Annotated in this window: 24 protein-coding genes; 12 read left to right on the top strand and 12 right to left on the bottom strand. The window is 64.7% G+C overall.

What is annotated here, in order from left to right; all coding sequences use genetic code 11:
- The first annotated feature begins 820 nt into the window (after positions 1-820).
- The 3 genes from ACXAEH_RS02640 to ACXAEH_RS02630 are packed head-to-tail and all read left to right on the top strand — an operon-like array spanning position 821 to position 2,966.
- Positions 821-1,582: a hypothetical protein gene (locus ACXAEH_RS02640; protein WP_475030943.1), complete on the top strand. Its 762-nt coding sequence runs from the start codon at positions 821-823 to the stop codon at positions 1,580-1,582.
- A 30-nt stretch (positions 1,583-1,612) separates the two neighbouring features.
- Positions 1,613-2,269: a DNA-3-methyladenine glycosylase I gene (locus ACXAEH_RS02635; protein ID WP_475030942.1), complete on the top strand. Its 657-nt coding sequence runs from the start codon at positions 1,613-1,615 to the stop codon at positions 2,267-2,269.
- A gap of 16 nt (positions 2,270-2,285) precedes the next feature.
- A complete protein-coding gene (locus ACXAEH_RS02630; RefSeq protein ID WP_475030941.1) occupies positions 2,286-2,966 on the top strand; it encodes a hypothetical protein in 681 nt (226 codons plus the stop codon).
- Positions 2,967-3,052: 86 nt separating this feature from the next.
- Here ACXAEH_RS02630 and ACXAEH_RS02625 read toward each other — a convergent pair whose 3' ends face one another.
- On the bottom strand, positions 3,053-3,889 hold the full coding sequence (locus ACXAEH_RS02625) for a formylglycine-generating enzyme family protein (protein WP_475030940.1): 837 nt from the start codon (positions 3,887-3,889) through the stop codon (positions 3,053-3,055).
- Positions 3,890-4,067: 178 nt separating this feature from the next.
- Here ACXAEH_RS02625 and ACXAEH_RS02620 point away from each other — a divergent pair, with 178 nt between their 5' ends.
- On the top strand, positions 4,068-4,502 hold the full coding sequence (locus tag ACXAEH_RS02620; RefSeq protein ID WP_475030939.1) for a DMT family transporter: 435 nt from the start codon (positions 4,068-4,070) through the stop codon (positions 4,500-4,502).
- Positions 4,503-4,575: 73 nt separating this feature from the next.
- On the opposite strand, the gene ACXAEH_RS02615 is transcribed toward ACXAEH_RS02620, so the two are convergent.
- The 3 genes from ACXAEH_RS02615 to ACXAEH_RS02605 form a co-directional block, all read right to left on the bottom strand.
- Positions 4,576-5,154 (bottom strand): dihydrofolate reductase family protein, encoded by a 579-nt coding sequence (locus ACXAEH_RS02615; protein ID WP_475030938.1) that lies wholly within the window; start codon positions 5,152-5,154, stop codon positions 4,576-4,578.
- Between the two features lie 55 nt (positions 5,155-5,209).
- Positions 5,210-5,527 (bottom strand): bactofilin family protein, encoded by a 318-nt coding sequence (locus ACXAEH_RS02610; protein ID WP_475030937.1) that lies wholly within the window; start codon positions 5,525-5,527, stop codon positions 5,210-5,212.
- A 174-nt stretch (positions 5,528-5,701) separates the two neighbouring features.
- Complete coding sequence (locus tag ACXAEH_RS02605; protein WP_475030936.1) at positions 5,702-6,193, bottom strand: SRPBCC family protein; 492 nt, start codon at positions 6,191-6,193, stop codon at positions 5,702-5,704.
- 150 nt (positions 6,194-6,343) lie between these two features.
- Here ACXAEH_RS02605 and ACXAEH_RS02600 point away from each other — a divergent pair, with 150 nt between their 5' ends.
- Positions 6,344-6,949, top strand: a complete 606-nt coding sequence (locus ACXAEH_RS02600; RefSeq protein ID WP_475030935.1) for a TetR/AcrR family transcriptional regulator — start codon at positions 6,344-6,346, stop codon at positions 6,947-6,949.
- Positions 6,950-7,077: 128 nt separating this feature from the next.
- On the opposite strand, the gene ACXAEH_RS02595 is transcribed toward ACXAEH_RS02600, so the two are convergent.
- Positions 7,078-7,761 carry an ABC transporter ATP-binding protein gene (locus tag ACXAEH_RS02595; RefSeq protein WP_475030934.1) on the bottom strand — a complete coding sequence of 228 codons (684 nt, stop codon included), beginning with the start codon at positions 7,759-7,761 and terminating at the stop codon, positions 7,078-7,080.
- Entirely contained in the window at positions 7,754-9,040 is a 1,287-nt protein-coding gene (locus ACXAEH_RS02590; RefSeq protein WP_475030933.1) for a lipoprotein-releasing ABC transporter permease subunit, read from the bottom strand. The genes ACXAEH_RS02595 and ACXAEH_RS02590 overlap by 8 nt, the downstream gene beginning before the upstream one ends.
- A 270-nt stretch (positions 9,041-9,310) precedes the next feature.
- On the opposite strand from ACXAEH_RS02590, the gene ACXAEH_RS02585 reads away from it, so the two are divergent.
- The gene (locus ACXAEH_RS02585) at positions 9,311-9,799 is read left to right on the top strand and encodes an HPP family protein (RefSeq protein ID WP_475030932.1); all 489 of its coding nucleotides are present in this window, start codon (positions 9,311-9,313) and stop codon (positions 9,797-9,799) included.
- A 14-nt stretch (positions 9,800-9,813) separates the two neighbouring features.
- Here ACXAEH_RS02585 and ACXAEH_RS02580 read toward each other — a convergent pair whose 3' ends face one another.
- The 3 genes from ACXAEH_RS02580 to ACXAEH_RS02570 all read right to left on the bottom strand — a co-directional run bounded on the left by ACXAEH_RS02580 (position 9,814) and on the right by ACXAEH_RS02570 (position 13,778).
- On the bottom strand, positions 9,814-10,437 hold the full coding sequence (locus ACXAEH_RS02580) for a GDSL-type esterase/lipase family protein (RefSeq protein ID WP_475030931.1): 624 nt from the start codon (positions 10,435-10,437) through the stop codon (positions 9,814-9,816).
- A gap of 109 nt (positions 10,438-10,546) precedes the next feature.
- On the bottom strand, positions 10,547-11,902 hold the full coding sequence (gene proS / locus ACXAEH_RS02575) for a proline--tRNA ligase (RefSeq protein ID WP_475030930.1): 1,356 nt from the start codon (positions 11,900-11,902) through the stop codon (positions 10,547-10,549).
- Positions 11,903-12,176: 274 nt separating this feature from the next.
- A complete protein-coding gene (locus ACXAEH_RS02570; protein ID WP_475030929.1) occupies positions 12,177-13,778 on the bottom strand; it encodes a BCCT family transporter in 1,602 nt (533 codons plus the stop codon).
- A gap of 241 nt (positions 13,779-14,019) precedes the next feature.
- On the opposite strand from ACXAEH_RS02570, the gene ACXAEH_RS02565 reads away from it, so the two are divergent.
- From ACXAEH_RS02565 to ACXAEH_RS02545, 5 genes are all read left to right on the top strand, one after another.
- A complete protein-coding gene (locus ACXAEH_RS02565) occupies positions 14,020-15,384 on the top strand; it encodes an FAD-dependent oxidoreductase (protein WP_475030928.1) in 1,365 nt (454 codons plus the stop codon).
- Positions 15,384-16,370: an isopenicillin N synthase family dioxygenase gene (locus ACXAEH_RS02560; protein WP_475030927.1), complete on the top strand. Its 987-nt coding sequence runs from the start codon at positions 15,384-15,386 to the stop codon at positions 16,368-16,370. Before ACXAEH_RS02565 ends, ACXAEH_RS02560 begins: the two co-directional genes overlap by 1 nt.
- Positions 16,371-16,624: 254 nt before the next feature.
- Positions 16,625-17,698, top strand: coding sequence for an AI-2E family transporter (locus tag ACXAEH_RS02555; protein WP_475030926.1), 1,074 nt, complete (start codon positions 16,625-16,627; stop codon positions 17,696-17,698).
- A gap of 14 nt (positions 17,699-17,712) precedes the next feature.
- A complete protein-coding gene (locus ACXAEH_RS02550; RefSeq protein WP_475035504.1) occupies positions 17,713-18,420 on the top strand; it encodes an HdaA/DnaA family protein in 708 nt (235 codons plus the stop codon).
- Between the two features lie 52 nt (positions 18,421-18,472).
- Positions 18,473-20,047 carry a Ppx/GppA family phosphatase gene (locus ACXAEH_RS02545; RefSeq protein WP_475030925.1) on the top strand — a complete coding sequence of 525 codons (1,575 nt, stop codon included), beginning with the start codon at positions 18,473-18,475 and terminating at the stop codon, positions 20,045-20,047.
- 15 nt (positions 20,048-20,062) lie between these two features.
- Here ACXAEH_RS02545 and ACXAEH_RS02540 read toward each other — a convergent pair whose 3' ends face one another.
- On the bottom strand, positions 20,063-20,443 hold the full coding sequence (locus ACXAEH_RS02540; RefSeq protein ID WP_475030924.1) for a hypothetical protein: 381 nt from the start codon (positions 20,441-20,443) through the stop codon (positions 20,063-20,065).
- Between the two features lie 264 nt (positions 20,444-20,707).
- Between ACXAEH_RS02540 and ACXAEH_RS02535 the strand changes: the two genes are divergently transcribed.
- Positions 20,708-21,814, top strand: coding sequence for a peptidoglycan-binding domain-containing protein (locus tag ACXAEH_RS02535; RefSeq protein WP_475030923.1), 1,107 nt, complete (start codon positions 20,708-20,710; stop codon positions 21,812-21,814).
- A gap of 110 nt (positions 21,815-21,924) precedes the next feature.
- On the opposite strand, the gene ACXAEH_RS02530 is transcribed toward ACXAEH_RS02535, so the two are convergent.
- Together ACXAEH_RS02530 and ACXAEH_RS02525 are read right to left on the bottom strand one after the other, a co-directional pair.
- Positions 21,925-22,920, bottom strand: a complete 996-nt coding sequence (locus tag ACXAEH_RS02530; RefSeq protein WP_475030922.1) for an endonuclease/exonuclease/phosphatase family protein — start codon at positions 22,918-22,920, stop codon at positions 21,925-21,927.
- Positions 22,901-23,599 carry a TerB family tellurite resistance protein gene (locus ACXAEH_RS02525; protein ID WP_475030921.1) on the bottom strand — a complete coding sequence of 233 codons (699 nt, stop codon included), beginning with the start codon at positions 23,597-23,599 and terminating at the stop codon, positions 22,901-22,903. The genes ACXAEH_RS02530 and ACXAEH_RS02525 overlap by 20 nt, the downstream gene beginning before the upstream one ends.
- Positions 23,600-23,607: the final 8 nt, after the last annotated feature.

Raw genomic sequence — 23,607 nt, 5'->3', positions numbered from 1 at the left:
CCACGTCCCAGGGGACATCCTGCCAGCGCCGCTCTTTGATTTGCGCGGTTCGGCGCGAAGGGCTCCGCCCGTCCGAACCTCAAACGCTCCCCCGGAGCGTTTGCCGCTGCGCGGACCGGTTCGAACTCCCGGAGGGAAGGTCAGGCGCGGGCCGTGCGGCTAACGCCTCACGTCCCCAATGGGCACACCGCCCCCCCCCCTTTCACCTTCCCAAAATACTCCCGCCGGAGGCATCCGACGACAGGTCCGCGGCTGCCTGGGCGGGCGCGGATGCGCCTGCCGGGGTGAAGAGGGACCGTCGCGCCAGCGGCGCGGCGAAAGCCCGATGAACGGCAGGCGCAGACCGGGCCGCAAGCGACCCGGTCAAGGGTGTTGCGCGAACCTATCCAACACCGCACGCCCCGCTTGCGCGCCCTTAACCCCGCTCTGCCATACTCCCACCCGTCGCGACACCGGTGCGGACTGACACCCCGCACCACCAGGAGATACGGGACCCCCCAAGACCACCTCTTCATCGAGTGCAGGGGTTTTCCGCACAGAGAGCTTTCGAGCGGACATGGGGGCTTGCGACCCCCGGCCCGGCCCTCCGCCACCGGCCCGATGGGGTCATGGCGGCGCCGCCACCTCTTACCGGCTTCGGAACATATGGCCAGACGGCCCCAAGCAGCAGACACCGGACGGAGCCGCCTTCCGCCCGGCCTGAAACCTGTTCGCGCACGGCCCCTGCGGCCCGCTCCATGACACATATGTGAAGCCTGTTGCCTGAAACCCCTTTCCCTTCTTATGGTTAGGCCGGAACCCTCAACGACGGAAAACAGGCATGGCCTTCATCGCAGACAACCAGCTGCCGCTGCTCTTGCTGTTCTTCTTTGCGGGCCTCGTTGCCACCGCCTTCCTGTTCCGCAAACCCGCAGGCCACCGCGCCTGGAAGCTCGCTGATCTGGTCTGGGTGCTGCTCGGCGGCTTTGGCGCACTGGTGGCGGTGATCTCGGGCATCTACGCCGCCAACTCATCCCGCCTGGAGCGCCAGATCGACATCGCCTATGCCGCCACCGCGGCCTTTGACCGCGACGCCGCCCGCTTCCGCCTGCGGTTCTGCGATCCCGCCTATGACGCCGACATCGCCGTCCTTTGCGAAAAGGTCGAATTCCTCTCCGCCTCCACCGCGGGCAACGCCGAACTGCCCCTGTTCATCGCAGTGACGGATGAGGTCGCCCCTTTGCGCGGCCTCAGCTTCCTGTTCGGCGGCAGCACGGAGCAGGACGAGATGGAGGAAATGGAGGCCAAGGCCAGCGCCTTCGACCCCGAGGCGTTTCTGGTCTTCACCTCGCTCGACGCCCCCGCCCAGGCCGCGGTCGACAACATGCGCCGCAAGGTGCCTGCGATTGCCGGCGACTATCTGATCATCGCCCGCGCCTATGACGACCTGATCGGCCATGTCGCCACCCTGAAAGAGGAATGGGAGTTCCTGCAGGACAACGCCCATATCCTTGTCTTGCAGATCATCGCGCTGTGCCTGGTCAGCTTCGCCGCCCCCTTCCGCCTCGGCAAATCCATTGTCGAGCTGCGCGCCCGCCGCTAACCTGACCCGGCACCCCACTGAGGCCTCTCCATGCGCAGCTTCGATGAAATCCACGGCATTTCCGCAGACCGCCACGGCGGCGCAGCAGCGCTGGAAGAAAAGCTCGGCAAACCCGACCCCAATATAACCAATCTGCCCGAAGACCGCTGGCTGTCGGTGATGACCAAATGCATCTTCCAGGCGGGCTTCAACTGGAAGGTTATTGAGGCCAAATGGGACGGGTTTGAGAAACTCTTCCACGGCTTCGAACTGGGGCCTTGCGCCTTCATGGACGACCGCGAGTTCGACGCCATCCTCGGCGATACCCGCGTGGTCCGGAACGGCGCCAAGCTCGCCACGGTGCGGGCAAACGCCAGCCTGCTGATGGAGCTGCGCGATCAGGGCGGCGCAGGCGCGGTGCTGGGCGGCTGGCCCTCCGCCGACTACACCGGCCTCTTGGAGATGCTCAAGACGCGCGGCGCCCGGCTCGGCGGCAACACCGGCCAATACGCCATGCGCTTTGCCGGGCGTGACAGTTTCATCCTGTCACAGGACGTCACCGCGCGCCTCATCGCTGAAGGGGTGATCGACAAACCCGCCAGCTCCAAAACCGCCATGAAGGCCGTGCAGGCTGCGTTCAATACCTGGATGCAGCAATCCGGCCGCTCGCTCACCGAAATCAGCCGCGTGCTGGCGATGAGCTGCTAGGGGACGGCGCGCACGGATGATCCGCCTCCTGCTCCTTGGCTTGCTGTTCCTCGCCGCTTGCGGCCGGCCGCTGACGGAGTCAGAGCGCGCCTACCTGGCCGGGATCCATGGGGCGGAGCTGAACGCGGACAGGGTGCGGCTGGTCAAGGGCGCACCGGTGGCCGCCATCACCTTCCGCCGCACACCCCGCCCCCGCGTCACCTGCCGCGAGCGCATCCTGCCGCCGGTCAAGGAGGAGATCGTCACCTCCAAACCCGCCGCCGTGGCCCTGTTCAACCGGATCTTCTTTGTCCGCGACTGGTACACGGAGAACTACCTGCCGGAGTATCCGGAGAAGCTGCACCTGGTGGAGGCGATGCTGCTGGCGCATGAGGCCACCCATGTCTGGCAATGGCAGAACCGCAGGCGCACCGGGTACACGCCGCTGCACGCCGCCGCCGAACACGGCAACAGGCGCGACCCCTATCTGTTCGACCTCGAGGGTGATCCGGATTTCCTCAGCTACGGTTTTGAACAGCAGGGCGCGATCATCGAGGAATACGTCTGCTGCCGCGCCCTGGCGCCGCAGGCCGCCCGCACCAGGCGGCTGCACCGGATGCTGGCGGCTGCGATGCCGGTCAGCGATCTGCCGCAAAGCCGCACGCAGGATGTCTATCTGCCCTGGAAAGATGCCGAGCTCGACGGCATCTGCGACTGACCCGCCGCCGTTTTCATACAATGAAAACGGCCATGAAAAATCGATTTTTCATGGCCGGAATTCGTGCCGAATTCCGGCACAGCGCCCTACCGCAAGCTGCGGACCACGCGAAAACCGATGTCCAGCGACCTGGTCTGCGGCGCAAAGGAGCTGCGGTTCGCCGACCGGGCGTAGGCTGCGCTGTAATGCGATGTTCCGCCACGCGCCACCCGGCGGCAGCCCGCCGCTTCGGGCACTGCCTGCGGATAGCCGGCAAAACCCGCATAGGCGCCGGCATCATAACAATCCTGCACCCATTCCGAGACGTTCCCGTGGATATCGTACAGACCAAAGCCATTGGGCGGATGTTGCCCGGCGGCCACCGCCCTTACACTCATCAGCGCCTGCAAATCACTTGCGCTGCGGGTATCAACATTGGCCGCCTCCTCCGGCAGCTCCGCCCCGGTGTGAAAGGCGGTTCCGGTTCCCGCCCGGGCAAAGAACTCCCACTCCGCCTCGGTCGGCAGGCGGTAGCGGTGGCCGGTAATCTCTGTCAGCCAGCCCAGATAGGCCCGGGTGTCCTCCCAGCTCACATGAATGACCGGGTTGCGCCCCCGGCCCCAGCCGGCATCGCCGGGCACATACTCGCAGCCGCCCGCATCCGCGCAGGCCTGCCAGTCGTCAAAGGTCACCTCGAACCGGCCCGCCGCCAGCCCCGGCGGCACCGTGACCCGGTGCTGCGGGCCTTCATCGCCGCCGCGCCCCGGCTCCTCCGGCGCAGAGCCCATCAGGAAGGTCCCAGCTGGCAGCTCCACCAGCTCAGGGCAAATGCGGCAATCCTTGAACACCCGTCCCTGCGCTGCCGCCGGGGCAGGCAAGGCCCAGACCGCAAGTGCCAGCAGCACTGCACCGCCAGCCAGCCCCTGCCCGTATGCGCCGATCATGATGCCCCCGCTGCCGCAACCCCTGGCGCCCATCTAGAGCGGTCCGTGCGCACAAGGCCACACACATTCTGGTGACGCCCCGCGACGGCATCACGGCCGCCCGCCGCAACGTAGCGCTTGCCGCCGCCCCGGTGCCTGGTCCACAAAGGCTGCAAAACACATCCGGGAGAGCAGGACCATGACCCAATACGCCCTGATCATGCTGGCCGCAGGGCTTGGCATTCCGGTGCTGGCAGCGCTGAACGCCGCCTTGGGCAAGCTCATCGGCTCGCCCGCCTCGGCGGCCGTGGTGCTGTTCCTGATCGCGCTGGTCTCTGCCATCGCCTATGCGCTGATTGCCGGCCCCCAGGCCCTGGCCAAGATCCCGGCGGCGCCCAAACACCTGTTGCTGGCGGGCGTTCTGGTGGCCTTTTACGTCTTGTCGATCACCCATGTGGCGCCGCATTTCGGCGTCGGCAACGCGGTGTTCTTCGTGCTGATCGGCCAGCTGATCTCCGCCGCGGCGATCGACCATTTCGGATTGTTCGGCGCCCAGATCAGCCCCCTGACGCTCACTCGCGCGGCGGGCATTTCGGTGATGGCGCTGGGGGTCTGGATCACCCAGATGGCCTGAGCCCGGCAGTGCAGGCTGCAGCCCGGCCAGCGGATTTTTTCCCGCATCACCCGGGCCGCGCAACCGAAAGATTTCAGGTTCGGCGGTATGTGTTCATCAGAACGCCGCCGCCCGTAACTGACGCCCCTTTCAGTTCCCATCCCGAGGATGGCATCCCAGGACCCAGCAGCCGCCGGCCATTTCCCAAAATAACCGGAAAGACGGCCAGGCGGAGTTCATCCACCAGGCCATGAGCCAGCAGCGCAGAAACCAGCTCGCAACTGCCATGCACCTGCAGCCTTGGCCCCTCCTGCCCCTTCAGGTCCCTGACCGCCGCCATCGCATCGCCCGGGAGCACTTCTGAGTTCTCCCAGCCAGCCTCACCCAGCGTGTTGGAGGCAACGTATTTCTTCGCCCCGTTCAACAGGTCTGCGACCGGGTCACCCTCAACACCGGGCCAGTGTGCGGCAAACGCGTCAAAGGTTTTCCGGCCAAACAAAAAGGAAACCGGCCCCTGCATCCATTCGCTGAAAACCCGCGGCATGACGCCGCCGGCATAAGGCGCTGCCCAGCCGCCCTGCGTGAAACCGCCGGACCTGTCCTCGTCCGGATGCATGGGCCCCTGGGCCACACCATCCATAGAGACAAAGGACAGCACCGAAATATCACGCATATTCAGTTCCTTGACTTGAGCCAAGGGCTGAGAGAGCCCGCTGCGGCGCGCGCCTCTATCCCTTGCCGGAGATCTTGATATTGCCCTGCAGCTGGGCGCCGCTTTCGGTGGCCATGGTCTTGGCCGAGACATCCGCCTGCACCTGCGAGCTGGCCGCCAGCCGCAGGTCGTCGCATTGGATCTTGCCCTTGTACTTGCCCTCGACGGTCACCGACTGCGCCGACAGGGCGCCATCCACGGCGCCGCCCGCATGCACGGTCACGGCCTGCGCCGACAGGTCGCCCGCCACCCGGCCGCGCACCTCGACACTGCCTTGGGACGAGGTGACATTGCCCTCGATGGTCACATCTTCTTCGATCACGGAGTTCGCCACGTCTCAGCCCTTTACCTTGCGCAATTGATGCCAGCCTAGCCCGGAAGCTAAGGCTTGGCCACCTGATAGCAAGGCCCGCCCCCGCGCCAAAGCCCGTCCGGCAATCCCGGCAGAGATCCGCTCAGCGGCCGCGGACAGCGCGGCGCGCGCCCCGGCAGGCGGGGCGCCTTGGTCTCAGGCCGCCGCAACTGCGGGATAGTCCTTCTCCGCAAACACCTTCAGCTCCTCCATGATGGTCCCGAAGTTCTTTGCCAGACCGCGCTTGAGCAGCGGATAGATCATGTACCCCAGGGCGGTCAGGGACACATTGGAGTCCCAGGTGATCTGGGACCGGTCCCGGCCCAGAGCCTTCACGGTCAGCGTCACCACATTGACCCGCACCGGGAACACCGGCGGCGTGTCGACGGGGACAACGTCAAACACAAGGCGTTTGTTTTCAGCCGAATAAGACAGGATCTTCTCGCGCGCCTTCAGGCCGTTGGGTTTGTCGGTGAATTCGCAGACCCGGCCCTCCATCGGAGCCCCCTGAACCGGTTCACTGCCCTCAGTCCGGTAGGATTTATGTACAAAACCCATCCACTTGTAGGCCTGGTCAAAGTCATCGGCGACGATCCTCCACATCAGATCTGCGCTGCGATTGACGGTTACTGATTTGATAATTCTCATAGATTTCTCCACTTCGTTGGCACATTGTGAACCCGGTTGAACGGCTGCCGGACTTGGCAGATCGTTTGATGCACCCCGTGTAACACTTGTTACACACCGTACAAGTGGCGGGAGATGTTTTTTTGAGAGGCCAGTTTGACCAAGGACAAGATGACTGAAGCGGACTCAGCAGCGGCCGGCGTGCGCGGCCGGCTGCTGCAGGCGGGAACCGAGCTGTTTGCCGAAAAAGGGTTCAAAGGCGCATCTGTGCGGCAGATCTGCGCGCGGGCCGGAACCAGCATGAACATGATCCACCACTACTTCGGCAGCAAGGACGGGCTGTTTGACGCCATCGTGCTGCAGTTTTCTTCCGACGTGTTTGAAGTCCCCAGCCAGATGATCGCCCGCCCGCCAAAGTCGCAGGAAGATTTTGCGGTGCGCTTCGAACTGTTTGTCGAGCAGACCCTGAACGCGCTTCTGGCGCACCGGCTGGTCTATGCGATCATTTCTCAGCAGCCGGAAACACCGCCGGCGCTGGCCAAATGCACCAACGGGTTTGGCGGGTTCCTCGCGGCGGCGTCGGAACAGGGGTATCTGAATCCGCGGCTGGACTGGGAAATGGTCACCGGCTTTGTGATGGACCGGCTGACAACGCAAGTGATGCTGGCCAACGGCGCCCGCAGCCGCGGCGAGCCCGCCCGGATAGATGACCCGGACTACCGCACCCGATGGCTCGCGGCCAACACAGAGCTGTTCCTGAACGGGCTGGCGGGCTGACGGGACCGCCCGCTGCCAAGCACGGCCTGTCCCGCTTTCACCTTTCCAAAAATACTCCCGTCCCGCTGCCCGGCAGGCAGCTTTGCCGCCGGAAGGGGGAGGCTCTGCGCCCTTGGGGCGCAGAACACTTACACTGCCGCCAGCAGCCCATCCTCCAGTTTCACCTGCCGGTCCATCCGCGCTGCCAGTTCCAGGTTATGGGTGGCAATCAGCGCCGACATCCCGGTACCGCGCACCAGCTCCATCAGCGCCGCAAAGACCTGGTCCGAGGTGCCCGGATCCAGATTGCCGGTCGGCTCATCCGCCAGCAGCACCCGCGGCGCATTGGCCAGCGCCCGGCAAAAGGCGACCCGCTGCTGCTCACCCCCTGACAGAGCCGCCGGGCGGTGATCCGCACGGGCACCCAGCCCGACGGTGCCCAGGAGTTCAGCGGCCCGCGCGGCGGCGGCTTTCTGCGCCGCGCCATTGGCCAGCTGCGGCAGAACGATGTTTTCCAGTGCGGTGAACTCGGGCAGCAGGTGGTGGAACTGATAGACAAACCCCACTTCCTGGCGCCGCACCCGGGTGCGGCGGCGGTCGCCTTTGCGGGTGATGTCTTCGCCCGCCACCCGCACCTCGCCGCCGTCCGGCGTGTCCAGCAGGCCCGCGATATGCAGGAGCGTCGACTTGCCCGCGCCCGAGGGGGCCACCAGCGCCACAACCTCGCCCGCCTGCAGGGTGAGGTCGGCGCCGCGCAGCACGTCCACCTGCCCCGGCGTGCCCTGCAGATAGGATTTGGTGATCCCCTTCAGCTCCAGCGTGATCTCACTCATAGCGCAGCGCCTCCACCGGGTTCAGCCGCGCCGCGCGGCGGGCCGGGAAAATGGTCACGAAAAAGGACAGCCCCAGCGACAGGGCAATGGCCGAGAGCACATCCGCCAGCTTCAGCTCGGCCGGCAGCGCATAGATGCCGCGGATCGACGGGTCCCAGACGCCGCCGCCCATCAGGTAGTTCACGAAAGAGAAGATCGGATCAATGTAAAGCGCAAACAGGCAGCCCAGCACCACGCCGCAGACCGTCCCCAGAACGCCTGTGAAGGCGCCGCAGATGAAGAAGACCCGCATGATGGAGCCTTCGCTGAGGCCGATGGTGCGCAGGATTCCGATGTCGCGGCCCTTGTTCTTGACCAGCATGATAAGGCCCGAGACGATGTTCATCGCCGCGATCAGGACAAGGATCGACAGGATGATGAACATCACATTGTCCTCGACCTCCAAGGCCCGCAGAAAGCCGCCCGAGGCATCGCGCCAGGTCCAGACGCCGGCGGTGCCGCCCACGGCCTGCAGGATGGCCGCCGCCATCGCATCAACACCCTCCGGGTCTTCGACCATCACCTCGATCTCATCCGCCACGCCTTCGCGGTTGAAGAAGCCCTGCGCCTCCGCAAAGGGCAGATAGACCCGGGTGCGGTCGATGTCCCAGCGCCCTGCGGTGAAGATATAGACCACCTCATAGGCATTGACCCGCGGGCTGGTGCCAAAGGCGGTCTTGACCCCGTTGGGGGAGATCAGCTTGATCTTGTCGCCAACCGTGACGCCAAGCTCGCGCGCCACTCCGGAGCCGATCGCCAGCCCCTCGCCGAACCGGGAGAGGTCGCCGATCGCCTCCTCGCTTTGCGCGACACCGGGAATGCCCTGAATGTCGGCGGTTGAGATGCCATAGACCTCGACACCCGCATTGCGCTGGCGGCGGCTGGCCATCACCTGGCCCTTGACCAGCGGCGCGGCCCGGGTGACGCCGGGCACCGCTGCCACCTGACCGGCCAGCGTCTGGTAATCCTTCAGGGTGCGGTCCACCACCCCGGCCTCGTTCACCTCGCCATAGGAATAGAGCGTGACATGGGCATTGGCGCCCAGAATTGTGCCGACAAATTCCGACCGGAAGCCCGAGCGCACGGCCAGTGTGGCAATCAGCGCGAACACCGCCAAAGTGATGCCAATGAGGCTGATCCAGGTCATCACGCTGACCCCGCCCTCGGCCTTGCGGGCACGCAGGTAGCGCCAGGCGATGATCCATTCGAAACGGGAAAACGGCGGAGGTGTCGTGGCCATATAGGGGTCCTGCCCGGAAATTTTGCGCTAACCTGTGCCGGCGCGCCGCCGGGGTCAAGGCAGGCCGGTGTTTTTCTGCGCAAACCGCCGCCGCCGGGCGCCAAATCTTTTCAGTAAAAGATTTGCCAAGAGTTTTCCTCAAAACTCTTGGGCGGGCCGCCGGCCCGCCGGACGCCCCCGCGTCACGGGCTGCCGCAAATCCCTCTTGCCTTGCATTCGCCCGGCAGCAAGGCTTTACCGGACGGGTTCCGGTACCAATGGGTGAAAGCGATGGACAGATACTTCAAACGCGCGCTGCCGCATCCGCCGCTGCGCGCCGTGGTGATGGCCGGGCTGGGCGCCTTTCTGGCGATTGCGGTTCTGTCGCTGCTCACCACCCACGCCAATCTGCTGCTGCTGATCGCCCCTTTCGGCGCCAGCTGCGTGCTGCTGTTCTCGGTCCCCGCCAGCCCGCTGTCGCAGCCCGCGCATGTGGTCGGCGGCCATGTGCTGGCCACCGCCGTCGCGCTGACGCTGAACGCGCTGCTGCCGGATACCTGGTGGGCGCTGGCGCTGGCGGTGGGGCTGTCGATTGCCCTGATGGCGGCGCTGCGGCTGACCCATCCGCCCGCGGGCGCCGACCCGCTGGTGGTCTTTGCCACCGATCCCGGGATTTCCTTCCTGTTGTTTCCTGTGCTCAGCGGCGCCGTGGCGCTGGTGGCCATCGCTGTGGTGTTCCACCGGGTCTCGGGCCATGAATACCCGCTGAAACACGGCTGAGCGCGCAGGCAGGCTCAGAGCGCCAGCATCGCCGCCACAGGCACCCGCAGCGCTTCGCCCAGGGCCCGCGAGTCCGCCGCCTCCAGGTGGTAGCCGTCTGCGTCCGAAGCCCGTGCCACCTGCGCCGCATCAAAGAAGCCGCAGCCCAGCCGGTCCGCCAGCGGCGCGATCACCGCGGCAAGCTCTTCGGATCGCGCCACTTTCTCCGGAGTGAGGTCCGGATCCGCGCAAAGGCTCATCGGCGGCGGCGCCACCAGCAGCACCTGCGGCGAGACCGCCTCCGGCATCCGCCAGGGGTGGTGGCGGATGATCTCCACCAGCCGCTCCAGCCCGTCGCGGATCAGATGGGTGGCGTGGCCCTCGTAAACATCATTGGTGCCCAGCATGACCGCCACCAGGTCCAGCGGCGCGTGGCTGTGCAAGAGCATCGGCAGCACCGCATCGCCGCGCATCTCCACACAAGCCGAGTTGCGTGCATGAACCGTGGTGCGCCCGCGCAGGCCTTCGGCAAAGACCATGGCGTCCGCCAGCCCCGCGCCCAGCGCCGCCGGCCAGCGGTCGCGGTAGCCGTGGCGCCCGCCCGTATGCGGGTCGCTGCCCCAGGTGATGCTGTCGCCAAAGGCCAGAATCTGCTTCATGTCATGTCCTCCCTTGCGCCTACCCTGTTGCCGCCGCCTTGCACGGACAAGAAAAAGGGAGCGTCACCGCCCCCTTTTCCGGAATTTTCAATCTGTTGCGCGCCGGGCTTCAGAAACCGCGGCCGGTGGGGTGGGCCTTGTAGACTTCCACAACCTTTTTGACCGCCTCTTCCGGGGACAGCTCCTCGCTCTCGCCGCTGCGGCGTGAGGTCAGCTCCACCACGCCGTTCTTCAGCCCGCGCGGGCCAACGGTGATGCGCCAGGGCAGGCCGATCAGGTCCATGGTGGCGAATTTGCCGCCCGCGCGCTCATTACGGTCATCATAAAGCGGGTCCAGCCCGGCGGCGGTCAGCGCCGCATAGAGCTGGTTGCAGGCCGCGTCCGCCTCGTCGTCGCCCTGCTTGAGGTTGACGATGCCGCAGTGGAACGGGGTCACGCCCTCGGGCCAGATGATGCCCTTGTCGTCGTGGCTGGCCTCGATGATGGCGCCCAAGAGGCGCGAGACGCCGATGCCGTGGGAGCCCATGTGGACCGGCACGTTCTTGCCGTCCGGCCCTTGAACGGTGGCGCCCATGGCGTCGGAATATTTGGTGCCGAAGTAGAAGATCTGACCGACCTCGATGCCACGGGCGACACGGCGGCGCTCCTCGGGGATCTGGTTGAACAAGGCCTCGTCATGGGTCTCGTCGGTGCGGGCGTATTTGGAGGTGAACTCCTCCAGCACGCTCTGGCACTGTTCGACGCTGTCATAGTCGATCTCGCGGTCGCCGAAGGTCAGATCGGTGACGGCGCTGTCATAGAAGACCTCGGACTCGCCGGTGTCGGCCAGCACCAGGAATTCATGGGTGTCGTCGCCGCCGATCGGGCCGCTGTCGGCGCGCATCGGGATCGCCTGAAGCCCCATGCGTTCGTAAGTGCGCAGGTAGCTGACCAGGTGGCGGTTGTAGGCGTGCAGCGCGTCCTCTTTGGTGAGGTCGAAGTTGTAGCCGTCCTTCATGTAGAATTCGCGGCCCCGCATCACGCCGAACCGCGGGCGGATCTCGTCGCGGAACTTCCACTGGATCTGGTACATGGTCAGCGGCAAGTCCTTGTAGCTGCTGACATGGGCGCGGAAGATGTCGGTGATCAGCTCTTCCGCCGTCGGGGTGAACAGCATGTCCCGGTCATGCCGGTCTTTCACCCGCAGCATCTCCTGGCCATAGGCCTCATAGCGGCCCGACTCGCGCCAGAGATCAGCGGACTGCATGGTCGGCATCTGCATCGGGATATGGCCCGCGCGGATCTGCTCGTCATGCACGATGCTTTCGATCTTCTTCAGCACCTTGAAGCCCAAGGGCAGCCAGGAATAGATCCCGGCGGCGGATTGCTTGATCATCCCGGCGCGCAGCATCAGCCGGTGGCTGACGATCTGGGCTTCCGAGGGGTTCTCTTTCAGAACCGGCAGAAAATAGCGGGACAGGCGCATCTTGGCTCCATCGGTGATGTGGGTTCGAGTTCCCGCCCGGTTTAGTGGGTGATGGGGGTGCGGGCAAGAGGAGGATCCAACTGCGGTGCCCTGGGTGGCAAGGGTGCCAGGCTGCACCCTTGGGACGTGGCGCGCAGCGGCACGGCCCGCGCCTGACCTTCCCCCCGGGAAGGCGCATTCGCGCCCTCCCAAGGTCAGGCCCGGGCCTCGTGTTGTGGCCGCTCTGCAAAAGAGCGTTTCAGCGGGCGGCAGCACCGCCCGCTGTTCTCTCAGATCACATCTTCGCCCGCTCGGCCCGAAGCGCCAGCCACAGGCAGTAGCACATGATCAGAACCACCAGCGTGAAGGGGATGCCGGTCGAGACCGCCGCGCCTTGCAGCGCCGACAAGCCGCCGCCGAGCAAGAGCGCAATCGCGACCAACCCCTCTAGCGTGCACCAGAACACCCGCTGGATCACCGGCGCGTCCATCTTGCCGCCCGCCGTGATCGTGTCGATCACCAGCGAGCCGGAATCGGACGAGGTCACGAAGAAGATCACGATCAGCACCAGCGAGATGGGGGCCACGATTGAATACAAAGGCAGCTCCTTCAGGAAACCGAACAGCGCGCCCTCAGGCTTGTAGCTGTCGATCACGGTCGCTTTGACGCCCTCGGCGCCGCCTGCGTTCAGCATGTCGATGGCGCCGCCGCCAAAGGTCGACATCCATAGCGCGCAAACGGCGGTGGGGGCGATCAGCGCACAGAGCACAAATTCACGCACTGTGCGGCCCTTGGAGATGCGGGCGATGAACATGCCCACAAATGGCGACCAGGCGATCCACCAGGCCCAGTAGAAGGTGGTCCAGCCGTGGAAGTAGCTGGTGTCCTCGCGCCCGAAGGGGTTCGACAACGCGGGCAACAGTTGAACATAGTCCACCATGACGCTGAAATAACGCGATATCGCGGCGCCGATGCCGGTGACCAGGATCACAAAGATGAACAGGCACACCGCCATCACCATGTTGATCTCGGACAGGCGTTTGACGCCCGCGTCCATGCCCATCAGGACCGAGCCCAGCGCGATTGCGGTGATGCCGATGATCAGCAGCACGACAACCGTCGGGGATGGCTCGATCCCGAACACCTCGTAAAGCCCCGCGGCAACCTGCTGCGCGCCCAGGCCCAGCGAGGTGGTCAGCCCGAACAGCGTGGCAAAGACCGCCAGCGTGTCGATGGCATGGCCCCACCAGCCCCAGACCCGCTCGCCCAGGATCGGATAAAACGCCGAGCGCAGAGTCAGCGGCAGATCGAGGTTGTAGCAGAAGATTGCCAGCGACAGGCCGACCGCGGCGTAAACCGCCCAGCCCTCCAGCCCCCAATGGTGAATGGTGCCGACGATGCCGATATATTCATTGCCCGGCTGGGTGGCGTCGATATTCAAGGGCCGCGCCGCGCCGCCTTCGGAGAAGTTGTAGTAAACCGGCTCCAGCACGCCAAAGAACAAGAGGCCGATGCCGATGCCTGCCGCGAACATCATCGCAATCCACCCGGCATAGGAATAATCCGGCTTGGCATCCTTGCCGCCAATGCGGACAGAGCCGACCGGCAGGATGATCAGCGCCAGGCAGAACAGGGTGATGACATCCACCGACAAGACCAGGAACCAGTCAAAAGTGCTGGTGAGCCAGGGCCTGAGCCAGCCAAAGAAGGTGGCTGCGGCCTCCTGGTTGGCGAGCGCGATCAGCACGAAAGCGGCAATCAGGATACTGGAAATCAGGAAGACAGGATTGTGGATGTCCAGGCCGAACGGCCGGATATTGTCCTGTCCCAGCTCATACTCCGTCTCGAAGTCCCAGACCCTCGGGTCCGGGTCGAGCATTTTCTTTGTCTCCGGCATTTTTCCTCCCCTTATACTTATCAACAACCTCCCCAGTGTCGCATCAAACGGCCAAATCACCTAATTCCGCGGGTCCGGCGGCAGTTTTGCACCTGCGGGGGCGCATCCCGGGCCTGGGTCAGCGGGGGCGGTGCCGCATGCCGCATTTGCGACAGCGCGTCGCAAAAGAACTTGAATCGCCATTCAAGATTCGGAACTGTTACCGGAAACACCGCTCTCAACAGGGATAAGGGAGAGAGACGTGGCGAAGACCATTACCGAACCGGCACGCGAGATTCCGGTCATTCATGAAACCGAGGTGCTGGTGGTGGGCTCCGGCCCCGGCGGGCTGGCGGCGGCCTTGGCGGCGGCGCGGGCCGGGGTGGAGGTCACCCTCATGGACCGTTTCGGCTGCTTTGGCGGCAATATCACCACCGTGGGGGTCGAGGGCTTTGCCTGGTACCGGCATGAGCAGACAGTGGAGGCGCATGGCATCGGCTGGGAGTTCGAGGAGCGCGCCAAGGCGATGGGTGCAGCGGTGCCGGAAAGCCAGTCGCTGTCTTATGAGCTGGACAGCGAGGGGTTCAAGCTGGTGGCGGACAGATTGGTCGAGGAGGCCGGCATCCACCCGATGCTGCACCGGGTCTTTGTGGCGCCGATCCGCGAGGGCAACCGGATCACAGGTGTGATTGTCGAGAGCAAGGCGGGCCGCGAGGCGGTGCTGGCGAAACGGGTGATTGACGCCACCGGCGATGCCGACATTGCCCATATGATGGGCGCGCCCTGCGTGAAAACCCCGGTGGAGGAAATGCAGGCGGCCTCGGTCATGTTCCACATCGCGGGCGTCGACAAGCAGAAATTCATGGAGGGCGTGAAGGCCGATCCGCAGACCTATGCCAATTGGTCGACCGGCGAATGGCAGGTGGAGACTTCCGGCAAGGAAGACGATATGTTCTCGCCCTTCCTGGCCAAGCCGTTTTCCCAGGCGATCCGCGACGGGGTGATTCCAGCACATTTGAATACCATCGGCGGCACCTGGGGCGCGGTGCATGACAGTGGCGAGATGACCTATATGAACCTGGTGCATCTGGCGGGCATCGACGGCACCGATCCCGACAGCATGACCAAGGGCGAGATCGAGGGGCGCAAACAGGCGATGCATGCGATTGATGCGCTGCGCGCCTATACGCCGGGCTGCGAGGGCGCACGGCTCAGGAATTTCGGCATGACCATCGGCATCCGCGACACCCGCAAGATCGACGCGGTTCATAACATCACCGAGGACGAGACACGGCATCAGGGCCGGTTCGAGGACACCATCGGCATTTATCCGGAGTTCATCGACGGCTACGGGGTGCTGATCCTGCCCACAACGGGCCGCTACATGCAGATCCCCTACCGGTCGATGCTGCCCAAGGGGGTTGAGAACCTGCTGGTCGCCGGGCGTGCCATCGGCGGAGACAAGATCGCCCATGCCGCCACCCGCAATATGGCCTGCTGCGCGGTGGCTGGCCAAGGCGCGGGCATTGCTGCGGCACTGTCGGTAAAGGCGGATTGCGGGTTTGGCGAAGTGAACATTTCGGATGTGCAGGCAGAGCTGAAACGCCAGGGCGTGAGGATCCATTGATGCAAAGCATTCCCACCATCGACATCACACCACTGCGGGAAGGTGGCCACCCGCAGCGGAAGCAAACCGTCGAAGCCATTCTGGCGGCGGCGGAGGACATTGGCTTCCTGTCGATCACCGGCACCGGTGTGGTGCCGGAGACCGTGGAGGCGGTGCGCAGCGCGGTGCGGGCGATCTTTGCCGTGCCGGAGAATTCCAAATGGGATCAGGCGATTACCCGGGAGAATTACCGCGGCTATATCCCAATGGGATTCTTCACGCCCAATGATGGCTCGGGCACCGCGGACAAATACGAGGGCTACAAGCTGCACCATGAGGTGGCGGTTGACGCCCCCATCCGCGCCGCCTGCCCTCTTTATGGCCCTAACCGCTGGCCGGTGGAGGTGCCGCAGGCGCGCGAGGTGATCCTGGATTACTGGGCTGAACTGGACGGGGTGTTCCATCTGCTGCTGGGGGCGCTGGCAGAGGGGCTGGGGCTGGACTCGGCGGCCTTTCAGGACCCGTTCCGCGATCCCCTGACCAACATGACCCTGCTGCACTACCCGCCGCAGGCGCCGGATGAGGAAGGGTTTGGCATCCACCCGCATAAGGACACCGACGCGCTGACCATCATCGCGCCGGACCCGGTCGGAGGACTGGAAGTGCAGACGCGCTCCGAAGACGGGACTGGCGGCTGGATCACCCCGGACTGCCCGCCCGGCGGCTTTGTGGTCAACATCGGCGACATGCTGGAGCTGTGGTCCGGCGGGCGGCTGGTCTCCACCCCGCACCGGGTGGTGAACAAGAGCGGCAAGGAACGCTACTCCTTCCCCTATTTCGCGGTGCCGCGCCATGACGTGGTGGTGCAGCCGCTGCTGCCGCCGGTTGCAGGTTTTGACCGGCCTTCGGTGCATTGCGGCCATTGGTCGGCAGAGATCTGGCGCACCAACTGGCCGGATGAGGACGCGGACGAAGACACGCCGGAACTGGGCACTTTGCACAGTTAAGGGCCCTAGCTGAAGCAGCGCCCCGCCCCGAACGGGGCGGAGCGCCCGCCCACACTGTGAGGGCGGGCGCTGCCCGGCCTGCGGCCGGGCGGGACCTCATCCACCGTTTGCCCCCCGTTTGCCCCCGGGGTTTTCCGCCTTATCCCCGTCTTGCCCACAGGGGAATGGCGCCGCCCCCTTGCATGACCCTGCCCCTTCGGGAAAGACTGGTGCCAAGATCCTGAACCACACGGACCTAGGACGGGCAGACAGTCATGGCGCTACCAGCGAAACAGCAGTTCAAGTACTGGGGCATTGCCGCCATCGTCTTTGCGGTGGTGATGTGGGCGCTTGGCAATGTGCTGATGCCCTTCATCCTGGGCGCCGCCATCGCCTATATGATCGACCCGGTCGCCGACCGGCTGGAGGCCTGGGGCATGAGCCGCACCGGCGCCACCGCCGCCATCACCGTCGGCACGCTCTTGATCTTCCTGCTGCTGCTGCTTGTGGTGGTGCCGACGCTGATTGCGCAGATGATCGACCTGGCGCAGGTGCTGCCGCAGCTGGTGCGCGACGCCCGGGCCTTTGCCACCGAGCATTTCCCCGCAATCTTTGAGGAAAACAGCCGCATTCACCAGGCCGTCACCTCTTTTGCGCAGACGCTGCAGTCGCGGGCCGTTGGCATGCTGCAATCGGTGCTGGGCGGCGCGGCGTCTTTCCTGAACATCGTGGTGCTTTTGGTGATCGTGCCGGTGGTGGCGGTCTATCTGCTTCTGGATTGGGACCGGATGGTCGAACGCATCGACGAGCTTTTGCCGCGCGACCACCAGCCGGTGATCCGCCGCATCGCGGGCGAGATCGACGCGGTGCTGGCGTCCTTCATCCGCGGCATGGGCACCGTTTGCCTGATCCTGGGCACCTATTACGCGGTGGCGCTGATGCTGGTGGGGCTGAACTTTGGCCTGGCCGTGGGCTTCATCGCCGGTCTGGTCACCTTTATCCCCTACCTCGGCGCCCTGATCGGCGGCGCGCTGGCCATCGGCCTGGCGCTGTTCCAGTTCTGGGGCGACTGGGTGTCGATCGGGCTGGTGGCGGGCATCTTTGCCATCGGCCAGGTGGCGGAGGGCAATTTCCTGACGCCCAAGCTGGTGGGCGGCTCGGTCGGGCTGCACCCGGTGTGGCTGCTGCTGGCGCTGTCGGTATTCGGCGCGCTGTTCGGTTTTGTCGGCATGCTGGTGGCGGTGCCGGTGGCTGCAGCCTTGGGGGTGCTCATGCGGTTCCTGACCGAGCAGTACCTGGACAGCCGCCTGTACCAGGGCCAAAGCCACCGCGATGCGGAAAAACTGTGACACGGAACAAGACGATGGCGCAGCAGCTCAGCTTCAAACTCCCTGCAAAACCCGCGCTCGGGCGGGAGGATTTCTTTGTCACCGCCAGCAACGCCATGGCGGTGTCGCTGCTGGAATCGGGCTTTGCCTGGCCCAGCGGCAAACTGGTACTGACCGGGCCCAAAGGGTCAGGCAAGACCCATCTGGTGCATGTCTGGGCGGACCAGTCGGGCGGCCGGATCGTCAATGCCACCGAACTGACCGAGGACACCGTGCCGGACCTGGCCCGGTCCCCGGTTGCTGTGGAGGACGTGCCGGTGATCGCCGCCGATGCCGCGCGGCAGAACGCTCTGTTTCACCTGCACAATCTGGTGCTGGCCAATGGCCATGCGCTGATCATGACCGGCCAGCAGGCGCCGAACCTCTGGGGGCTCAGCCTGCCGGACCTGCAAAGCCGGGTGCAGGCCGCCACCCATGCAGAGCTGCAGGCGCCGGACGACCAGCTTTTGGCGGTGGTGCTGGCCAAGCTGTTCAACGACCGCCAGATCACCCCGAAACCGGATGTGATCCCCTATCTGGTGGCGCATATGGACCGTTCCTTTGCCACCGCGGCGCGGGTGGTGCGGCGGCTGGACCACCTGTCGCTGGCCGAGAAACGCAACCTGACGCGGCCGCTGGCGGTGCGCGGGCTGACCGAAATCCGCGAGGCAGGCCCGGAAAATGACGCATCCGCAAGCGGTTGACCCCTGCCCGCCCTTCGCCCATCCTGTTGCCGGATCGCAAGACGGAGCCCTCATGGATATGATTCAGGACGCCTCGGACGCAAGCCTTGCCGAGTGGGGCCCCTTCGGCCGCCCGATCTTTGACGATCCCGGCGCCCGGGCGCTGTCGCGGGTCGGCGTGGTGGATGTCGGCTCCAACTCGGTGCGCCTGGTGGTGTTTGACGGCGCCGCGCGCAGCCCGGCCTATTTCTATAACGAGAAAATCATGTGCGCCCTGGGGGCCGGCCTGTCCGAAAGCGGGCGGCTCAATCCCGAGGGGCGCAGGCGGGCGCTGTCGGCGCTGCGCCGGTTCCAGCAGCTGGCGACGGGCATGGGGCTGCCGCCCTTGTCGGCGGTGGCCACGGCGGCGGTGCGCGACGCCGAGGATGGGCCGGAGTTCTGCGAGGAAGTCCTGCGCGAGACCGGCCTCAATATCCATGTGATCGACGGCCGCGAAGAGGCGCGGCTGTCCGCGCAGGGGGTGCTTTTGGGCTGGCCCGGCGCCTATGGCCTGATCTGCGACATCGGCGGCTCCTCGATGGAGCTGGCGGAGATCCAGGACAATACCGTCGGCAACCGGGCGACCTCGTCGCTGGGGCCGCTGAAGCTGCGCGACATCAAGGGCGGGCGCAGGGGCCGCAAGGAGCACATCAAGGAAGTGATCGAGCAGCTGAAGGCCGAGATGGGGCCGCAGCGCGACCGCCTGTTCCTGGTCGGCGGCAGCTGGCGGGCGATTGCCCGCGTCGACATGCACCGGCGCGGCTACCCCTTGAAGGTGCTGCATGAATACCGGATGAGCGCAGCCGACGTGCGCGCCACCGCGAAATACATCGCCGAACACGGCATGGACACGCTGCGCAGCGCCTGCGGCATCTCCTCCAGCCGTGCCTCGCTGGTGCCCTATGCCATCGACGTGCTGACCCGGCTGGTCAAGACCTTCAAACCCAAGGACATCGCGGTCTCCAGCTATGGCATCCGCGAGGGGCTGCTGTACGAGCAGATGCCGCAGCGCCTGCGCGAGCGCGATCCGCTGATCGAGGCCTCGCGTTTTGCCGAGATGAAAGACGCCCGCATCCCCGGTTTCGGCAAGACGCTGTATGATTTCGTGAGCCCCTTGTTCAGCGGCGCCCGGCACAGCAAGCGGCGGCTGATCAAGGCCGCCTGCCTGCTGCATGACGTCAGCTGGCGGGCGCATCCCGACTACCGCGCCGAGGTCTGTTTCGACAATGCCACCCGCGCCAACCTGGGCGGGCTGAAGCATTCCGAACGGGTGTTTCTGGGCCTGGCGCTCTTGCACCGCTACAGCAACAAGCGCCAGGGCAGCGCCTTTGCGCATCTTTACGGGCTCTTGGACGAGAAAAGCCAGCACGAGGCCGAGGTGCTGGGCAAGGCGATGCGGTTCGGCGCGATGCTGATGGTGACCGGCAAGGGCGAGATCGGCTCTTTGCGCTGGCAGCCGCGCAAACGGGTGCTGCATGCGGAGCTGCCGGAGCCTGCGCGCGCCTTGTACGGAGAGGTTGCCGAATCCCGGCTGCAATCGCTGGGCAAGGCGCTGGAGGCCGAGGTGCTGCTGACGTTCCGCAAAGCCGGGACGGCTGCGGCATCGTGAAAACGGCGGCAGGCGTCAGATTTCGGTGACGCCTTCCTCTGCCCCTTCCTCAATGTCGGCGGGCGCCTTGTCCTTGGTCTTCTTGCGGATGATGATGTCGCCGTTGGGCAGGATTTCGGGCAGCTCGTAAGCGCTCCAATCCTCCACCTCCTTGGCGATATCCGCCAGCGCGGGGCCCATTTCGGCCAGGAATTCTCCCATCGACGGGCCGATTTCCTCCATCAGCCCCTGCAGGTCCTCAAGCGCCGGCGCCATCTCCTGGCGCAGGCCTTCCCACAGCAGTTCCGCCCCGCGCTCCATCAGGGAAGAGCCATTGTCTTCCTCCCCTGCCTCCTGGGCAGCAAGCGGAGTTGAGAGGACGGCGGTCAGGGCGGCAGGCAGGAGGATCTGTTTCATGATGCCAATATAGGAGGGTCTGAAGGGCGGGAACAGAGGCGTTGTCCGGCAGCGGCCCCGCCGGGCGGGTGTCTGCCGCCGGACTGATCGTTGCGATCCCGGCCGGCAGCAAACGGTCTGCCGCAAAAAGCAGAGGTTGGGAAAACACTTGGCAGAGCAAAAACCTGCAGCCTACTCTGGTGCTGGGGTCAGGGACCTTAGGTCAACGGGTCCCGGCCCCAATGGTAGTTTGTATGTGTATGTAACCAGTTTTTGGGGTGTCTTATGGGACAAAAAATTAGCGCCTCCGTTGGAAAGGGAGGCAAAAACCAGCCAAACGACGTCAAAGCGATCCAATCGCTGCTCAATCCGTTTTCTGGCGATGCCGGGTTTTCAAAACTGAAAACCGACGGCAAGCCCAGCGGCAAATTGGACAAGGCCATCAGCAGCTTTCAGGAAAAGATCTGCGGTTTCCGGCCAGATGGGCGGGTGGACCCGGGGAAACGCACGATCAAGAAACTCCTGGCCGGACCGGCCAAGGCCAAGGCCGAAAAGAAAAAGGAGGAGAAAGAAATCCAGAAGGTGAAGTCGCAGGAGCACCAGAAGGCGCTTGCGGCGGTCAAGAAGAACTTGGAAAAGGCCGCAAAGACGCAAAAGGTCTCTTCTACCGCCTGGGGCGCCATGTGGGAGAGCATCGCCAAGGAAGCGGAAGCGCTTTACGAAACCTACTGGGCCAGCGGTGAAAAGAAGGGCGGCCTGGGGTCTGCCGACGAGGCAAAAAAACAGGCGAAAAAGATCTCTGACAAAATGAACAAGGAGATCAAAAAGAAAATCGACGACTCGATCAAGGAAGCCGACACCGGCGGCAATACCTATCCCGGCAAGGTGACCGGCAAAACGCAGGGTGTGAAGAAGAAGATCATTGAAGCTTTGCTTGCGGTCTCCTCTCATTACGAGGGCACGCCGATCGTTGTCGTCTCCGGCCTGCGCGACAAGAGAGGCCAGGCCCGGGCGATGTTCAAATACTGGGACAAGCATCTCAAGAAATACGGGAAGAACGGCGACATCTACTGGTTTGTCCGGCAGCCGAAATACCAGGAGCTGTGGAAAGAGCTGGATGATCTGAAAATGGTCAAGAAAGACCTGAGCGGCTTTGTGAAATGCATGCTGGAAAAAGCACCCTGGGGCAGCGTTTCCCGCCATCTGAGCGGCGAGGCGGTGGATATTTCGACATCGACCGACAAGAAGATCATCAAGGCCCTGTCGATGGTGATGAACTATTTGCCCGAAAAGGATGGCAATTCCGAAGGTGTCAAGTGCCACCACTTCGACAACAAGACAGGGATCAATTTCCCGATCACTGACGGCATGCGGGCGAAGTTTCCCAAGTAGGCCAAAGCCGCCGCCCTTTGCCGTACTGGCGCAAACCTGCGGGTACGGCGGCCGGGCTGCCTGCCGTTCCAGCGAAAGACCATGCGCCGGCCCGGCAGTATTCGCGATTCTCAGGCCACACTGATGTCCAGCGTCACCGGGAAATGGTCGGACGCGTTCAGCAGCGCGTTGCGCATGTCGTCATCCTGGTAGCATTCGCCATCTTCAAACGGATGCCAGATGCGCCACTGCGGCTGATGGCCCATCAGGCTGTGCGAGATCATCACATAATCCAGAAGCGCCCGGAAATAGCGTTTTGTTTCCGGGTTGTAGAAGCGGGAGGTGCTGGGCGGCGACGCCGCCCTGAGGCGGGTCAGGCTTTGCGCATGGGGGTCGTTCAGCAGATCGCCCATGACAATCTCGACCGAGGATTGGCCAAAGAGTTTTTCGTACTGGTCCAGCCCCGGCCCGTCGTTGAGGTCGCCCATCACCACCACATGTCCGCCGGCGGCAGTGTGCTCTGCCACCCGCCGGTGCAGCCAGATCGCCTGCGCCAGCTGCTTGCGCCGGTTGGCGATGGAGACGGCGGTGATCTCGTCGCGGGACTTGGCCCCATGCGGCGCCTTGGATTTCAGATGCGCGCCGATCATCCGCAGCTTGGTGCCGCCCTTGGTGGTGACGGCCAGTTCCAGCGGCGGCTTGGAGAAGCGCACCTCGTCCTCGCGCGCGTCGATATCCAGGTCGATGCGGAACACGCCGTCGAACTGCGGCGCCTCTGGCGTGGAGCGGGCGTCGTGCACCGCATCCAGCACGTCCGGGTCGTAGAGCAGCGCGATCTCCTGCTGGGTGTCGTTCGGAAAGCCGCTGACCGCCTCGCGCGCCCTGAGGCCAGCCTCGGCAGCAAAGCGTTCCAAGGCGCGGGTGGTGCGCTGGGTTTTGCCGGTGTTGGGGGCCTCCACCACCATCACCGCATCGGCATCGATGCGGCGCAGCACATGGGCAATGGCGCGGCCTTGGGTGTAGCGGTCCACCCCGTGGCGCGAGGACGGCGCGCCATCCAGCAGCAGGTTGTCCTGGCTGTCAAACAGGTTGGCGAACCATTCGATATTATAGGTGGCCAGCCGCATTGCCGCAGCATCCGTTGATCTCGTCCCAGGCGCGGTTGATGTCGATCATCCGTTTCTCGGCCAGCCTGACGGCCTCCTCGGGCACCCCCCGCGCAATCATTGCATCCGGGTGGGTCTCGCGCACCAGCTTGCGCCAATGCTTGCGGATCTCCTCCTTGGCCATATCCGGGGAGACACCCAGCACGGTAAAGGGATCCTTGGGCGCATCGGGCACAAACCGCGCCCTGAGCGCCTGAAACTGCTGCGGGGTCTGACCGAAGATGCGGCTGACTTCCTCCAGGAACTCATTCTCGCCCGGGTGATAGAACCCGTCCGCCATGGCGATGTGAAACAGCCCCTCCATCAGGTCGCAGAGCGTGGTGGGATCGCCTGCAAACATCCGCTGGATGCGGCGGGCGTACTCCTGGTAACCGGCGACATCGGTGCGCGCCATGTCAAACACCCGCGCAGCCCCAGCCTCGTCATCGCGGGCGATCTGGAACACTTCGCGGAAGGCGGTGACCTCGTCCCGCGTGACCTGGCCGTCCGCCTTGGCCATCTTGGCACCCAGCGCAATCACGGCGATGGCAAAGGCCACGGTCCTCTCGGGCGGCGCGCGCAACCGGTCGAAGACATCCGTCAGGCTTTCGCCCTTGGCAAGCGCGGCCAGCGCGTCGGAGATGCGGGTCCAGAGTGACATTGTGCCAG

This window comes from Leisingera sp. ABM4_060, assembly GCF_056158765.1.
This window is presented reverse-complemented; position numbering and strand designations above follow the sequence as displayed.

Bases quoted from the DNA above. Each gene is read 5' to 3' on its own strand.
- ACXAEH_RS02555 (WP_475030926.1), top strand. From the start codon at position 16,625: ATGGCGCTACCAGCGAAACAGCAGTTCAAGTACTGGGGCATTGCCGCC.
- ACXAEH_RS02640 (WP_475030943.1), top strand. From the start codon at position 821: ATGGCCTTCATCGCAGACAACCAGCTGCCGCTGCTCTTGCTGTTCTTC.
- ACXAEH_RS02595 (WP_475030934.1), bottom strand. From the start codon at position 7,761: ATGAGTGAGATCACGCTGGAGCTGAAGGGGATCACCAAATCCTATCTG.
- ACXAEH_RS02560 (WP_475030927.1), top strand. From the start codon at position 15,384: ATGCAAAGCATTCCCACCATCGACATCACACCACTGCGGGAAGGTGGC.
- ACXAEH_RS02590 (WP_475030933.1), bottom strand. From the start codon at position 9,040: ATGGCCACGACACCTCCGCCGTTTTCCCGTTTCGAATGGATCATCGCC.
- ACXAEH_RS02630 (WP_475030941.1), top strand. From the start codon at position 2,286: ATGATCCGCCTCCTGCTCCTTGGCTTGCTGTTCCTCGCCGCTTGCGGC.
- ACXAEH_RS02585 (WP_475030932.1), top strand. From the start codon at position 9,311: ATGGACAGATACTTCAAACGCGCGCTGCCGCATCCGCCGCTGCGCGCC.
- ACXAEH_RS02580 (WP_475030931.1), bottom strand. From the start codon at position 10,437: ATGAAGCAGATTCTGGCCTTTGGCGACAGCATCACCTGGGGCAGCGAC.
- ACXAEH_RS02620 (WP_475030939.1), top strand. From the start codon at position 4,068: ATGACCCAATACGCCCTGATCATGCTGGCCGCAGGGCTTGGCATTCCG.
- ACXAEH_RS02605 (WP_475030936.1), bottom strand. From the start codon at position 6,193: ATGAGAATTATCAAATCAGTAACCGTCAATCGCAGCGCAGATCTGATG.
- ACXAEH_RS02530 (WP_475030922.1), bottom strand. From the start codon at position 22,920: ATGCGGCTGGCCACCTATAATATCGAATGGTTCGCCAACCTGTTTGAC.
- ACXAEH_RS02570 (WP_475030929.1), bottom strand. From the start codon at position 13,778: ATGCCGGAGACAAAGAAAATGCTCGACCCGGACCCGAGGGTCTGGGAC.
- ACXAEH_RS02535 (WP_475030923.1), top strand. From the start codon at position 20,708: ATGGGACAAAAAATTAGCGCCTCCGTTGGAAAGGGAGGCAAAAACCAG.
- ACXAEH_RS02635 (WP_475030942.1), top strand. From the start codon at position 1,613: ATGCGCAGCTTCGATGAAATCCACGGCATTTCCGCAGACCGCCACGGC.
- ACXAEH_RS02545 (WP_475030925.1), top strand. From the start codon at position 18,473: ATGGATATGATTCAGGACGCCTCGGACGCAAGCCTTGCCGAGTGGGGC.
- ACXAEH_RS02525 (WP_475030921.1), bottom strand. From the start codon at position 23,599: ATGTCACTCTGGACCCGCATCTCCGACGCGCTGGCCGCGCTTGCCAAG.
- ACXAEH_RS02615 (WP_475030938.1), bottom strand. From the start codon at position 5,154: ATGCGTGATATTTCGGTGCTGTCCTTTGTCTCTATGGATGGTGTGGCC.
- ACXAEH_RS02625 (WP_475030940.1), bottom strand. From the start codon at position 3,889: ATGATCGGCGCATACGGGCAGGGGCTGGCTGGCGGTGCAGTGCTGCTG.
- ACXAEH_RS02600 (WP_475030935.1), top strand. From the start codon at position 6,344: ATGACTGAAGCGGACTCAGCAGCGGCCGGCGTGCGCGGCCGGCTGCTG.
- ACXAEH_RS02540 (WP_475030924.1), bottom strand. From the start codon at position 20,443: ATGAAACAGATCCTCCTGCCTGCCGCCCTGACCGCCGTCCTCTCAACT.
- ACXAEH_RS02550 (WP_475035504.1), top strand. From the start codon at position 17,713: ATGGCGCAGCAGCTCAGCTTCAAACTCCCTGCAAAACCCGCGCTCGGG.
- proS (WP_475030930.1), bottom strand. From the start codon at position 11,902: ATGCGCCTGTCCCGCTATTTTCTGCCGGTTCTGAAAGAGAACCCCTCG.